The organism is Flavonifractor sp. DFI.6.63, from assembly GCF_024462255.1.
Lineage (GTDB): Bacteria > Bacillota > Clostridia > Oscillospirales > Oscillospiraceae > Lawsonibacter_A > Lawsonibacter_A hominis.
Map to the genome: position 1 here is coordinate 173,028 of NZ_JANGBE010000002.1, position 12,885 is coordinate 185,912.

The 12,885-nt window shown below is 60.7% G+C and carries 13 protein-coding genes and 2 tRNA genes; 10 read left to right on the forward strand and 5 right to left on the reverse strand.

Going from position 1 to position 12,885, the window contains the following annotated elements; all coding sequences use genetic code 11:
* Positions 1-109: 109 nt before the first annotated feature.
* Positions 110-475 carry a hypothetical protein gene (locus NE547_RS01785; RefSeq protein ID WP_256174580.1) on the reverse strand — a complete coding sequence of 122 codons (366 nt, stop codon included), beginning with the start codon at positions 473-475 and terminating at the stop codon, positions 110-112.
* 196 nt (positions 476-671) lie between these two features.
* Between NE547_RS01785 and NE547_RS01790 the strand changes: the two genes are divergently transcribed.
* The 5 genes from NE547_RS01790 to NE547_RS01810 all read left to right on the forward strand — a co-directional run bounded on the left by NE547_RS01790 (position 672) and on the right by NE547_RS01810 (position 6,403).
* Positions 672-2,918, forward strand: coding sequence for a hydratase (locus tag NE547_RS01790; RefSeq protein WP_256174581.1), 2,247 nt, complete (start codon positions 672-674; stop codon positions 2,916-2,918).
* A 27-nt stretch (positions 2,919-2,945) separates the two neighbouring features.
* Entirely contained in the window at positions 2,946-3,788 is an 843-nt protein-coding gene (locus NE547_RS01795; protein ID WP_186908256.1) for a hypothetical protein, read from the forward strand.
* Between the two features lie 97 nt (positions 3,789-3,885).
* A complete protein-coding gene (locus NE547_RS01800; RefSeq protein ID WP_256174582.1) occupies positions 3,886-4,797 on the forward strand; it encodes a metal ABC transporter substrate-binding protein in 912 nt (303 codons plus the stop codon).
* Complete coding sequence (locus NE547_RS01805) at positions 4,794-5,564, forward strand: metal ABC transporter ATP-binding protein (protein WP_186908258.1); 771 nt, start codon at positions 4,794-4,796, stop codon at positions 5,562-5,564. The genes NE547_RS01800 and NE547_RS01805 overlap by 4 nt, the downstream gene beginning before the upstream one ends.
* Complete coding sequence (locus NE547_RS01810) at positions 5,564-6,403, forward strand: metal ABC transporter permease (RefSeq protein ID WP_186908259.1); 840 nt, start codon at positions 5,564-5,566, stop codon at positions 6,401-6,403. The genes NE547_RS01805 and NE547_RS01810 overlap by 1 nt, the downstream gene beginning before the upstream one ends.
* A 254-nt stretch (positions 6,404-6,657) precedes the next feature.
* Here NE547_RS01810 and upp read toward each other — a convergent pair whose 3' ends face one another.
* From upp to tsaE, 3 genes are read right to left on the reverse strand one after another with little or no spacing between them, the layout of a single operon-like run.
* Positions 6,658-7,287: a uracil phosphoribosyltransferase gene (upp, locus tag NE547_RS01815; protein WP_256174585.1), complete on the reverse strand. Its 630-nt coding sequence runs from the start codon at positions 7,285-7,287 to the stop codon at positions 6,658-6,660.
* Between the two features lie 10 nt (positions 7,288-7,297).
* The gene (gene tsaB / locus NE547_RS01820) at positions 7,298-8,008 is read right to left on the reverse strand and encodes a tRNA (adenosine(37)-N6)-threonylcarbamoyltransferase complex dimerization subunit type 1 TsaB (protein WP_186908260.1); all 711 of its coding nucleotides are present in this window, start codon (positions 8,006-8,008) and stop codon (positions 7,298-7,300) included.
* The gene (gene tsaE, locus NE547_RS01825; protein ID WP_186908261.1) at positions 8,005-8,433 is read right to left on the reverse strand and encodes a tRNA (adenosine(37)-N6)-threonylcarbamoyltransferase complex ATPase subunit type 1 TsaE; all 429 of its coding nucleotides are present in this window, start codon (positions 8,431-8,433) and stop codon (positions 8,005-8,007) included. The genes tsaB and tsaE overlap by 4 nt, the downstream gene beginning before the upstream one ends.
* Before the next feature lie 168 nt (positions 8,434-8,601).
* Between tsaE and NE547_RS01830 the strand changes: the two genes are divergently transcribed.
* The 5 genes from NE547_RS01830 (at position 8,602) to NE547_RS01850 (ending at position 12,279) form a co-directional block, all read left to right on the forward strand.
* A complete protein-coding gene (locus NE547_RS01830) occupies positions 8,602-9,789 on the forward strand; it encodes an FtsW/RodA/SpoVE family cell cycle protein (RefSeq protein WP_186908262.1) in 1,188 nt (395 codons plus the stop codon).
* A gap of 105 nt (positions 9,790-9,894) precedes the next feature.
* Positions 9,895-11,211, forward strand: a complete 1,317-nt coding sequence (locus NE547_RS01835; RefSeq protein ID WP_186908263.1) for an Ig-like domain-containing protein — start codon at positions 9,895-9,897, stop codon at positions 11,209-11,211.
* A gap of 150 nt (positions 11,212-11,361) precedes the next feature.
* Positions 11,362-11,437: transfer RNA gene (locus NE547_RS01840), tRNA-Ala, on the forward strand.
* Positions 11,438-11,459: 22 nt separating this feature from the next.
* A tRNA-Ala gene (locus NE547_RS01845) sits at positions 11,460-11,535 on the forward strand.
* Between the two features lie 387 nt (positions 11,536-11,922).
* A complete protein-coding gene (locus tag NE547_RS01850; protein WP_256174583.1) occupies positions 11,923-12,279 on the forward strand; it encodes a hypothetical protein in 357 nt (118 codons plus the stop codon).
* Positions 12,280-12,439: 160 nt separating this feature from the next.
* Here NE547_RS01850 and NE547_RS18500 read toward each other — a convergent pair whose 3' ends face one another.
* Entirely contained in the window at positions 12,440-12,835 is a 396-nt protein-coding gene (locus tag NE547_RS18500; RefSeq protein WP_370866807.1) for a transposase, read from the reverse strand.
* Positions 12,836-12,885: the final 50 nt, after the last annotated feature.

Below are 12,885 nucleotides of genomic sequence, written 5' to 3' on the forward strand. Positions count from 1 at the left end.
AAGCGATCCCGTTTACCTTATTTGTGCATTTGGAGTACCTTTCGTCGAAATAACAGGGGCAGCTTCATAACCGAAGCTGCCCCTACAAACTGGAAGTTGTTGTAATCATTTATTCGGATACAATCCACTGTACATAAGCCCACTGTAGCTGTGTAGTATCAACTGTGTTCCCGTCAATAGGTGTTCCACACTCTTGATATAAATAGAAATCATCAAAGCTATCTTTTTCTTTCACGGCATACATTTTACACCCTGCTAAGCCTGTGTCATTTGCAGTTTCCTCTGACAAATCGCCAATGTATGTATACTCATCAGGCAAATCTTCAACTGGCATATAAGGTGCAACATAGTTTCTGTCAAAGAGCGTAATTGTAGGTGGAAGGTCGCCTGTTTCGCTTGATTTGTTTCCAAACGAACAGCCAGCCAGTGAAAATACAATAATCAATACACTAATCCATATTATCGGCTTTTTCATGCCGTACACCTCCATAAATTCGGATTTGTAACTTTTTGACACCTACATGTATTTTATCATGCAGGCAAACTATTTTCAATAGCTGGTCAATCGCCGGAGATTTTAAGCCGGAGAAAAGAGAAGCGGCGTCCCTTGCGTTTTGGGCAAAAATTTGCTATGATAAAGTATCTTGCAATCACACCTGGAGGGAACCGATATGCTGAACAGTAAGCGCGAGGGCGTCTATTATAAAAACGGCGCCTTTCTCCCGGCCCGGGAAGGCCCCGCCGCCGGGCTGCCCGCACCGGAGGAAGCCAAAAAGGGGACCATGGCCTATGCCATCCTGTCCAAGCACAACACGGCGCGGGGCATGGAAGAGCTGGCGATCCGATTTGACGCCATGGCCTCCCACGACATTACCTATGTGGGCATCATCCAGACGGCCCGTGCCTCCGGCATGACGGAATTCCCAGTGCCCTATGTGCTGACCAACTGTCACAATTCTCTGTGCGCCGTGGGCGGTACCATCAACGAGGACGATCACGTCTTCGGCCTGTCCGCCGCCAAGAAGTACGGCGGCGAGTTCGTCCCCGCCCACCAGAGCGTGATCCACTCCTATATGCGGGAACGCTACGCCGCCCCCGGCAAAATGATCCTGGGATCCGATTCCCACACCCGTTACGGCGCTTACGGGACGATGGCCATCGGCGAGGGCGGGCCCGAGCTGGCCCGGCAGCTGCTGAAAAAAACCTATAACATCGCCTATCCGAAGGTGATCGCCATCTACCTCACCGGGGCGCCCCGGCCCGGTGTGGGCCCGCAGGACGTGGCGCTGGCGCTGGTGAAGGCCACCTTCCAGCAGGGCGTGGTGAAGAACGCCGTCATGGAGTTCTTTGGACCGGGCGTAAAGAGCCTGTCCATGGATTACCGCTCCGGGATCGACGTGATGACCACCGAGACCACCTGCCTGTCCTCCGTGTGGGAGACCGACGACATCCTCAGGGACCATCTGACCGTACTGGGCCGCGGGGACGCGTACCAGCGTCAGGCGCCGGCCGAGGGCGCGTACTATGACGGAGTCATCGAGGTGGCGCTGGACCGGATCGAGCCCATGATCGCTCTGCCGTTCCACCCCTCCAACGCATACACCATCCGGGAGTTCAAAGCCAATCTGGACGAGCTGCTCCATCAGGTGGACGAGGATGCCGTGCGGCAGCTGGGCCTCAAGCACAGGCCGGCCTCTCTGCGGGAGAAGATCGTGGACGGCAAATTCCGGGTGGATCAGGGCGTCATCGCCGGCTGCTCCGGCGGCACGTACCAGAATATTGTCCGGGCGGCCCAGATCCTGGACGGCCACGCCATCGGCTCGGATGAGTTCTGGCTGTCCGTCTACCCCACCAGCCAGCCGGTGAACCTGGAGCTGACCCGCAAGGGGTATATCGCCTCCCTTATGGCCGCCGGCGCGTCCATCCGGTCCTGTTTCTGCGGCCCCTGCTTCGGCGCGGGGGACGTGCCCGCCAACGGGGCCTTCTCCATCCGGCACTCCACCCGGAATTTCCCCAACCGGGAGGGGAGCAAGCCCTCCGATGGACAGGTGTCCTATGTGGCGCTGATGGACGCGCGAAGCATTGCCGCCACCGCACGGAACGGCGGCGTGCTCACCGGCGCGGACGAGCTGCCCGAGATCCCGGCGGACCCGGCGGTGGAGCCCTTCGCCTATGACGACACGCCCTACAAGGCACGGGTCTATTTCGGCGTGGGCAAACCCGATCCGGCGCAGGAGCTGGTGTTCGGCCCCAACATCGCCGACTGGCCGGAGCAGGTGGCCCTGCCGGAAAACCTGCTGCTGACCGTGTGCTCGGCCATCTACGATCCGGTCACCACCACCGATGAGCTCATCCCCTCCGGGGAGACCTCTTCTTACCGCTCCAACCCCATCAAGCTCTCCGAGTTTGCCCTGAGCCGCAAGGATCCCCAGTATGTGCCCCGGGCCAAACAGGTGCTGGCGGTGGAGCGCCTGCGCCGCGCCGACCCCGACGCCCCTGAGGTCCGGCAGGCCCTGATGGGCCACGACCCCGCCGCCACTGGACTGGGCTCCCTGGTCATGGCCCTCAAGCCCGGCGACGGCTCCGCCCGGGAGCAGGCCGCCTCCTGCCAGCGGGTGCTGGGCGGCGCGGCCAACCTGGCCGCCGAGTATGCCACCAAGCGTTACCGCTCCAACGTGGTCAACTGGGGCATGCTGCCCTTCATCGCCGAAGGTGTGAAGGACTGGGATATCCAGCCCGGCGACAAGCTGTATATCCCCGGTGTCCGGGCCGCCGTGGACGGCGGGGCGGAGGAGATCGACGCTACCCTGATCCAGCACGGAGCGGAAAAGCACGTCACCCTCAAGCTCCCCGGCATGACCCGCGAGGAGCGGGATATCGTTTTGGCCGGCTGCCTGATCAACTACTACGCCAAGTAAAGCCTTCCGTTCGGAAAGGAGGCCCCCATGAAGCGTATCCAGCGTCTCCTCCTCTGCGTCCTGCTCTGCCTGGCGGTGTTGCCGGTCAGCGCCTCCGCCGACACGGGCCCCAAGCCTGCGGTGACCATCACCGTGGTCAACGCCCCGGCGGGGGACTACTACCTGGATCTGCTGATCCAAGACCCGGGGGACTATCCCAACATCGACCCCGAGGACTACGACCCCACCCTGCTGGACGGTCTGCGGAGCTGGGAGGGGGAGGGGTGGTGGCCCGCCCTGCTGGAGGGCACGGATGTACCTCTCTTCGGTGACCTGACGCCGGGGGAGGACGGCACCCACCGCTTCACCTACCACGGCCTGCCCAGGACCTTCCGCATCGCCGTCTCATCCGCCCAGGGGGCCCAGGCCACGGAGAGCTCCTTCACCCGTACGGTGTTCTATACCCACCTGACCTACAACTGGGCCACCAACACCATCACGAAGGCCACCTCCACGGTGGGCTTCTACCTGACCCAGTTCCTCTCCACCCTCATTCCCACCCTGCTGGTGGAGGGGGCGCTGCTGTGGCTGTTCGGCTTCCGCAGCCGGCAGGACTGGCTGGTGTTCGCTCTGGTCAACCTAGCCACCCAGCTGGGGCTCCATGCGGCGCTGGGCTCCACCATGATGGCCACGGGGGGACACTACTTCTACTATCTGATGATACTCCCCTTGGAGGCGATCGTCCTCGTGGTGGAGATCGTGGCCTACCGCATCCTCCTCCAGGAGCACAGCACGGGCCGGCGGGTGGGATATGCCGTGTGCGCCAATGCGGCCAGCTATGCTGTGGGTTACCTGCCTCTCCACTTGGCCGTGTCCTTTTTGGCCCGGTAGGCCAAGAATCATTTTACAGGACGCGGAAAACGCGGTATAATAGGGTATGCCGGGCCATGCGGCCCGGCATACCGTCTTTTTGGAATAGGAGAACTCTATGAAAAAGATCCTTGGGCCGCTCCTGGCCCTGACGCTGCTCCTCTCCGCCTGCGGCGCGCCCGCCGCGCCGGAGCAGGACGATACCCTCCATGTGCTGGCCACCACCTACCCGGTCTACCTCTTCACCACGGCGGTGACCGAGGGGGTGGAGGGGGTGGAGGTGAGTCTGCTGGTCAACCAGCAGACCTCCTGCCTGCACGACTATACCCTTACCGTCGGCGACATGAAGGCCATCGAGAGGGCCGACGTGATCGTCAGGAACGGCGCGGGGCTGGAGGACTTCATGGATGACGCCCTGGCCGCCTCGGACGCGCCCGTGATCGACTGCTCGGCGGGCGTCGAGCTGCTGCCCGCCCAGGGTCACGAAGGCCATGACCACGATACCGAGTACGATCCCCACATCTGGATGGATCCCAGCTATGTCCAGGGGATGCTCAGCGCCATCTCTATGGGGCTGGGGGAGCTGGTCTACGGCGACGACTGGGCCTCTCACGGAGAATTCCATACCGGACAGTTGGCGGCAAAGGACATGTTGGAGCAGGCCAGACAGCGCTGGCAGGAGCAGATGGAGCCCCTGCAGGGAAATGGCCTGATCACCTTCCACGACGGTTTCCGGTACTTTGCCCAGGCCTTCGGCCTGGATCTGCTCAAGGCCATCGAGGAGGAGGAGGGCAGCGAGGCCTCCGCCGCTGAGATCAAGGAGATCGTCTCCCTCGTGGAGGAGTACGATATCCCCGCGATCTTTACGGAGGTCAACGGCTCCGACGCCACCGCTCAGGCCATCGCCCGGGAGACCGGCTGTGAGGTGTATGCGCTGGACATGATCATGAGCGGCGACGGCACGGGCATGCAGCCCTATCTCGACGCCATGCAGAAGAACCTTGACACCATCGTGGAGGCATTGGGATGAGCGTACGCAAGCACGAAAACGCGGGAAGCGGCTGCGCGGGCGCCTGCTGCCTGAAGGTGGAGGGGCTGGGCGTGCACTTCGGCGGGGAAGAAGTGCTCCAAAACGTGTCCTTTCACCTTCACTGCGGGGAGATCGTGGCCCTGATCGGCCCCAACGGGGCGGGGAAGAGTTCCCTGTTCCGCACCATTCTGGGACAGGTGCCCCACAGCGGGAGCATCGTGTTCCAGCGCGCGGGGGGCGGCAGGGCGCGGCCCCTGATCGGGTATGTGCCCCAGTCCCCCAGCTTCGACCGGGGGGACCCGGTGAGCGTCCTGGACTTTTTCTCCGCCGCCATTTCGGACTGGCCGGTCTTTCTGCCCACGCCCAGACGCCTGCGCGCACGGGTGCTGGAGTGCCTTGCGCGGGTACATGGGGACAGCCTGATCGACAAACGCCTGGGCGCGCTCTCCGGCGGCGAGCTGCAGCGGGTGCTGCTGGCCCTGGCGCTGGAGCCCCTGCCCCATATCCTCATTTTGGACGAGCCGCTCTCCGGGGTGGACATCGATGGGGAGCGCCAGCTGCTGGATATGCTGGACGAGATCCGCAGCCAGTACGACCTGTCCATCCTGCTGTCCACCCACGACTTTGCCACGCTGGATCAGTATGCCGACCAGGTGATTCTGCTGAAAAATTCCGTGCTGCGGGTGGGGCCGCCGGAGCAGGTCCTCTCCTCGCCGGAATTCCGCGCCGTGTTCCACCTGGACCTGGGGAAGGGGGGGACGCGCTGATGGGCGTCTGGAACGTTTTGATGGACCTGCTGCCCTTTGAGTGGGCCGACCACGGCTTTATGCGCTCGGCCCTGCTGGCGGTGCTGGTCATCTCGCCCCTGTTCGGCCTGCTCTCCACCATGGTGGTGGAAAGCCGCATGTCCTTCTTTTCCGATGCGCTGGGGCATTCGGCCTTTACCGGCATCGCCGTGGGCGTGCTGTGCGGCCTGAGCGACCCCATGTGGTGCGCGGTCCTGCTGGCGCTGGTCTTTGCCGTGCTGTTCACCTATGTCCGGCGCAAGTCCAATATGGCCAGCGATACGGTCATCGGCGTCTTTTCTTCCACAGCCGTGGCTTTGGGCATCTTTATCGCGACGCTCAACGGAGGCAGCTTTACGAGATTCAACAGCATTCTCATCGGCGATATCCTCAGCGTGGAGGCGGGGAAGATCGCCCTTCTGGCCGTCATCCTGGCCGTGGTCGTGGTGCTGTGGGTATGCTCCTTCAACCAGCTGATGCTCGCCTCGGTGCACCCCGCCCTGGCGGACAGCCGCGGGATCAAGGTCTTCTGGCAGGAGGCGGTCTTTTCCGCCGCCATCGCCGTGGTGGTCACGGTGGCCATGACCTGGGTGGGACTGCTGGTCATTAACGCTCTGCTGGTGCTCCCAGCGGCGGCGGGGCGCAATCTGGCGAAGAATATGCGGCAGTACCACCTGTTTTCCCTCCTAGGAGCCGTTGCGGCGGGAATCGCGGGACTGATGACCTCCTATTATATCGGCGCCTCCGCCGGGGCCTCCATCACCTTGTATCTGGCGGCCTTCTTCGCCGTGACCTTCCTGTTCCGGAAGCGGCGGATGTAAGACGTGATGTCTCGGGCCGCAGCGTGAGGACCTGCGCCGGCCCGGGAGCCCGGCGTCCCGGAAAAAGGGGGCCTGAGGTTGTTGCGCCGCCTGCCTGCACCCGCAGGCGCGTTTCGCAGCGCAGCCGCCGCAGGGCGCCTCCCGGCGCGGAGGTGACGGCGAAGCTCCGCGAGGCGCTCCTGCAGGGGGTGTTTTCGACAAGCGGAACGGCCGGACAGCATTTGCTGTCCGGCCGTTTTTGGGATTGGCGTGTGTTATTTTGTACCGAAAATGCGGTCGCCCGCGTCGCCCAGGCCGGGCACGATGTAGCCGTGGTCGTTGAGCTTTTCATCCAGAGCGGCGCAGTAAATCTCCACGTCGGGATGATCGTGGCGCACCCGCTCGATGCCCTCGGGGGCGGCGATGATGTTCATCAGCTTGATGTGCTTGACCTCGTAGTTTTTGATGAACTGGATGGCCGCGGAGGCGGAGCCGCCGGTGGCCAGCATGGGGTCCAGGATGATCACGTCGCGCTCGGCGATATCGGTGGGCATCTTGCAGTAGTATTCCACCGGTTCCAGGGTCTCCGGGTCCCGGTAAAGGCCGATGTGGCCCACCTTGGCGGAGGGGATGAGGGTGAGGATGCCGTCCACCATGCCCAGACCGGCCCGCAGCACCGGAACAATGGCCAGCTTTTTGCCGGCGATGCTCTTGAAGGTAGCGGTGGTGATGGGCGTCTTGATCTCCACGTCCTCCAGCGGCAGGTCGCGGGTGGCCTCATAGCACATCAGGGTGGCGATCTCGGAGACGACCTCGCGGAAGTCCTTGACGCCGGTGTTCGCATCCCGCAGGATGGAGAGCTTGTGCTGGAGCAGCGGGTGATCCAGAATGTGTACCTTTTCCATGTTCATGGCGCTATTCCCCTTTGTTTTGTTCTTTTGCCAGCCGCTCCCGTTCGGCCTGGGAGAGCCGGTGATAGTCCGGTGAGAGGCTCGCCGCGTCGGTGAGCCGCCCCGTCCTGACCTGCTCCAGCGCACAGCGGGCAACGCCCCAGGCGCTCTGGAAACGCAGATGCGGCGGCGCCAGGCGGACGTCCAGCCCCGATTCCTTGAGGGTAGTATAGCATAAAACCGCGCCGTCTCCAACCAAAATTTGCGGTTTTCCGCTGGTTTTTAATTCTTCGGCCAGTTCGGCCAGGGCGACGGCACGGTCGGGACACAGGCGGAGGAGGCCGTCGCCGGTGGAGCGAAAGCGGGCGTTATAGACCTGATTGCGCCGGGCGTCCATCACGGCGCAGAGCTCCATGCCGGTGTGAGCCAGGCACCAGGCCATGGATTCCAGTGTGGAGCAGGCCGCACAGGGCTTTTCGTCGGGCCAGGCCAGACCCTTTGCTGCGGATACGCCGATCCGAAGCCCCGTAAAGGAGCCGGGGCCGGCCGCTACCGCCACTACGTCCACCTCCGCCAGGGTATGGCCGCAGTGCTCCAGCATGGACTGTACCATGGGCATCAGGGTGCGGGAGTGGGTCAGGCCGCTGTTTTGGAAGGATTGCGCCAGCAAAAATTCGTCCTCGCACAAGGCCGCGGAGCAGGCCGCGGCAGAGGACTCCAGAGCCAGTATCTTCATATTCCATCCACCCCCTGGATCGTGATCACACGCTGTCCGTCTTCCGCGCCCCGGCGCAGGTCTACCCGGACGGTGTCTCTCTCCAGCGCGCCGGCGGCGTTTTCGCTCCACTCCACCGCACACACGCCCCCCCGGCGGAGATAGTCCTCCCAGCCGATCTCAAACAGCTCGTCGGAGGAGGCGAGACGGTACAGATCGAAGTGGAAGAGAGGCAGGCGGCCGCCCTCATACTCGTTGACGATGGTAAAGGTGGGGCTGGTCACCCGCCCGGCCACACCAAGGCCCTGGGCCATCCCGCGTACAAAGGCGGTCTTGCCCGCCCCCAGGTCCCCGGTAAAGGCCACCACTGCGCCCGGCCAAAGCAGTTTGGCCAAAGCCGCGCCGAGCGCCTCGGTTTCCCCGGGGGAATTGGATCGATATTCCATGGAACACCTCAAATGTGAAATTTAACTTAAATATTGTACCACACCCGTTTACCAAATGCAAAAAAGATGATAAACTAAATCCGCTTTCCGATCCAAAGCCGGAAGCGCTGATCCCGGTACAGCCCCAACGCGCAGTCCGCAGTCCAGAGAAAAGGGAGGTGAGAGCGGTTGTCCTGGTTTTCTGATTCCATCCGTGCATTTTTCCGCAAAGGAGACCTGCTGCTGCTCTGCCTGTGTATCCTCGCCAGCGGATACGGCCTGGTCCTGATTTACAGCGCCACCCGCTACCTGGAGTTCAACCGCAACCGCAACATGATCGTCCAGACTGCGGCCATCCTCCTGGGTATCCTGGTCTACGTGGTCATGTCGTCGGTGGATATTGAGCTTTTTACGGAAAAATCCTGGAAGCTGATGCTCCTGTTCAACGCCGCCATCAACGTGCTGGTCCGCACGCCGCTGGGGGTGGAGGTGGGCGGCAACCGCAGCTGGGTCCACATCCCCGGCTTTCCGGTGAATCTCCAGCCTGCGGAGCTTGCCAAGCTCACCTTTGTTCTGCTGCTGGCCTGGCAGATGACCCGCCTGGGCGAACGGGGAATCAGCCGCCCCTGGTCTGTGTTCCAGCTGGCGGGGCACACCCTGTTCATGTTCGCCCTCATTGCCGTTACCTCCGGGGATTTTGGCATGGGCCTGACGTATCTGTTGATTTTCGTTATCATGGCCTGGGCGGGCGGGGTGAAAAAGCGCTGGTTTCTGCTGGCTGTGATCCTGGGTGTGATCGCGGTGGCGGTGATCTGGCCCCACATCAGCGACAAATATTTTGCCAAGCGCATCCTGGTGGTGGTAGACCGCCTGCGGGGCAATACGGAGACTCTCTGGGAGCAGACCCAGGGCGCGGGCTGGCAGCAGTATCGCAGCATTCTGGCCATCGGCAGCGGAGGGCTTACCGGCCTGGGTTATCTCCAGGGGATCCAGACCCAGAGCGTCTACGAGAGCTCCCTGCCCGCCCGTGAGACCGATGAGATCTTCGCGGTCTGCGGCGAGGAGTTTGGCCTGGCCGGCTGCCTGCTGCTGCTTTTGATCCTGGCGGCCATCATCCTGCGCTGCATCTGGGTGGCCCGGAGGGCCTGTTCCCCCCAATCGGCACTGATCGCCATGGGCTATGCGGGCATGCTGATGGTACAGGTCGGCGTCAATGTGGGCATGTGCCTGTATGTGTTCCCGGTCGTAGGGCTGACCTTGCCGTTCATCAGCTATGGAGGCTCCTCCATCGTTACCATGTACGCCGCCATGGGCGTGGTTTCCAGCATCAAGATGCGCAGCCTGCCCAGCTGGCTGCGGGACCGCAGCAGGATTTGACACGACCGGGGCGCACGGAGATCCTCCGTGCGCCCCGGCTGCATATTCTCCTTTCTTTGGCAAAGACTATGACTACAGTCTCTACCAAATAAGGAGGTCATTCCCTTGAAACACCGTGTTCTTCTGCGCCGTGCGCTCCCCGCGGCGGCACTGGCGGCCGTCCTGCTCTCCGCGTCGCTTCCCGCATCCGCGCTTCTCTTTCGCAATGAGGAGGCGGCTCCTACCGTAGCCGCTTTCTCCAAAAACGGCCCTGTTACCGGCGCCATCTCCTTCACACAAGCGGATTTTCGTGTGGAGGACGGTAAGACCACGCTGGACTCCATCGTCATCAGCTCGCTGCCCGACCCGGCGGCCGGCGCCCTCACACTGGGCGGACAGGCGGTGGGCATAGGCGACGTGGTGACGATGAACGCTGTGGACGGACTGCGCTTTACGCCCCTGGCCGCGGCCACAGTCTCCTCCGCCGCATTCTCTTTTGTCCCGATCTTTTCCGACGGCCGGCAGGGGAGCGGCGTGAGTGTGGGTCTCTATCTGCTTGCAGCGGAAAACAGCGCGCCGATTGCAGAAAATCTGGAATTGAGCACCTATAAAAATGTAGCGATTACCGCACAGTTTGCCGCCGTAGACCCGGAAGGGGATCTGCTGACGTTCCACATCGTCGGCAAACCTGCCCGAGGCGCCGTGACCCTATCGGAGGATGGGAGCGGCGAGTTTGTCTACACGCCCTACGAAAACAAGACGGGAAAGGACAGCTTCACGTATGTGGCGGTGGATACCGTGGGCAACTCCTCCGATCCCGCCACGGTCAAGATCCGGATCGCGAAGGCCGATACGAAGGTCACCTACGCGGATCTCTCGGGCCATCCCGCGCACAAAGCCGCTATCCGCCTGGCGGAGGAGGGGATTTTTGTGGGCGAGCGTATGGGCGCGCAGTATTTCTTCCAGCCGGACACGCCGGTCACCCGGAGCCAGTTCGTGGCTATGGCCATGGAGTGCGCCGGAGCGAAAGTACTGGAGGGGGTGGAGCGTACCGGCTTTTATGACGATGACGCCATCCCGACCTGGGCCAAGGGCTATGTATCCTCCGCTTTAAAATCCGGACTGGTTCAGGGGAGCCGGGATGCGCAGGGACGGGTGGTCTTCAACGCCGGAGACGGCATCACCCGTGCCGAGGCCGCGGTCCTGCTGGATCGGGCTCTCCAGGTCACCGATGTGAGCGCGCCTACGATGGATACGGATGCCGTTCCGACCTGGGCCAGCCAGTCGGCGGCAAATTTGGCCACCTGCGGCGTGCTTCCGGTGAATGGAAGCAGCGCACAGGCCCTGTCGGAAGTCCTGACCCGCGGCGAGGCTGCACAAATGCTGTGTGCCGCGCTGGAACTGATGGATAATCGGGACAACGGCGGCTGGCTTCAGTGGTGAAGACGTTCCCAATGGGGAGTGCGGCAGGGTCGCGCTCCCCATTTTTAAAAATTGCGGGAAGAAATCGTGAAATTGTGTTGACAAACCTACGGGGATTTGCTAAAATAACATGCGTTCGGTCGAGAAAACGGTGTGCGCCGAACGTCATGTGGGGGTATAGCTCAGCTGGGAGAGCGCTTGAATGGCATTCAAGAGGTCAGCGGTTCGATCCCGCTTATCTCCACCAATTACAACTGAATATCGTATCTGGGGGTATAGCTCAGCTGGGAGAGCGCTTGAATGGCATTCAAGAGGTCAGCGGTTCGATCCCGCTTATCTCCACCAGAATAATCTCTGAACTGGAAGGGTTCAGAGATTTTTTCTTTGGTTAGGGAAACCACCGGCTCTGCCGGTGGAGGTACCCCGTAAAAAAGCTTTAGGTTCAAGCAACGAGCTTAGCGAGCAGCGAATAGCCAATCTCGCAGTGAAGGAAAGCTCTCATTAGAACAGGAATCGTGTAGAGCAAGTAATGCAGGTGAAAGAAATTTCAGTGCGTCTTGAAACGCTTGCCGGTACCAGGCCCTTATAGGGCCTAATCAAGCCTCCGGCTAAGCCTTAATCTCATTAAGATAGCCACCCCAACGAAACCGCTTCCGGGAGAGAATCTCAGAGGCGGTTTCGTAAATACATACATCAGAAAAGAGGACACGGCAAAAGCGCGGAGTGTCCTCCGTGAAAAACGAATGTGAAATAACCTCAAATCATCCGGTACTGAAAACTGGTCGGGCGCTTCACACGCATATTCCCCGGTTTTTGCCGGCCAGGCCGGACGGGAAGCAGGAACTTTGCAATCAAAGACTCCACTTTGGCTACAGGAACAAAGCCAGGCAGGAACTCCCGTGCAATGTGAGCGGCGAAAGCGGCGTTAATGTGATAGACATGGGTGCCTTCCGGCTGGGTAAAAATGGTGTGGAGACGAAGCAGGGAAGCATAATTATAAAACGTCATTTTGGAAAATATCTTCTGCTTGATGAATGGGCGCTTTTTGGCATGAAAGTATGTCAGCGCAAGGGTGTATTTCAAATCTGAACAGGACCAGTAAAAACGGGCAGTGACAAAAGGCCCCCTGATGTAGAAAAATAAACTACATCGGGGGGTCTTGTTATGGGGAAACGGAATTACACACACGTTCAAGCGTTGCTGCCTGAAATCAAGGCTAGGGCTTGTTTGAAAAAAGGTGGAGATTGTGCTAAAGCAACAAAATAGCGATGGAGGCAAGATACACAAAGGCCAGGAAGGAAGCATCCGACTTGTCATATCTGGTGGCGATTCTGCGAAACCACTTGATTTTCTGGAAAAAACACTCCACCAGATGGCGCTCCTTATACAGGTGCCAGTCAACCGGCCAAGGATCGGAAACGTTGCTTTGCGGCGGGATCACATAATTGGCCCCGTGCGCTGAGATATATTCCCGAATTGCCCGAGCACCATATGCCCGGTCTGCCAGTACGGCACTCCCTCTGATCCTGACTTTTTCCAATAGTTCAACAGCGTGAACCGAATCGTGGGAGACCGCCGAAAATTCTGTGTAATCGACGTTCCCCGACAGTATGAAAATCTTCGACTGAGTCAAGAATGAGATCAAACATTCAAGACGAAGGAGACGAAGATTATGCAGTCAGTACCACAGGATTT

What these genes read in the sequence shown, in the direction of transcription:
- NE547_RS01785 (WP_256174580.1), bottom strand. Translation starts at nt 475, where the DNA reads ATGAAAAAGCCGATAATATGGATTAGTGTATTGATTATTGTATTTTCA.
- NE547_RS01790 (WP_256174581.1), top strand. Translation starts at nt 672, where the DNA reads ATGCTGAACAGTAAGCGCGAGGGCGTCTATTATAAAAACGGCGCCTTT.
- NE547_RS01795 (WP_186908256.1), top strand. Translation starts at nt 2,946, where the DNA reads ATGAAGCGTATCCAGCGTCTCCTCCTCTGCGTCCTGCTCTGCCTGGCG.
- NE547_RS01800 (WP_256174582.1), top strand. Translation starts at nt 3,886, where the DNA reads ATGAAAAAGATCCTTGGGCCGCTCCTGGCCCTGACGCTGCTCCTCTCC.
- NE547_RS01805 (WP_186908258.1), top strand. Translation starts at nt 4,794, where the DNA reads ATGAGCGTACGCAAGCACGAAAACGCGGGAAGCGGCTGCGCGGGCGCC.
- NE547_RS01810 (WP_186908259.1), top strand. Translation starts at nt 5,564, where the DNA reads ATGGGCGTCTGGAACGTTTTGATGGACCTGCTGCCCTTTGAGTGGGCC.
- upp (WP_256174585.1), bottom strand. Translation starts at nt 7,287, where the DNA reads ATGGAAAAGGTACACATTCTGGATCACCCGCTGCTCCAGCACAAGCTC.
- tsaB (WP_186908260.1), bottom strand. Translation starts at nt 8,008, where the DNA reads ATGAAGATACTGGCTCTGGAGTCCTCTGCCGCGGCCTGCTCCGCGGCC.
- tsaE (WP_186908261.1), bottom strand. Translation starts at nt 8,433, where the DNA reads ATGGAATATCGATCCAATTCCCCCGGGGAAACCGAGGCGCTCGGCGCG.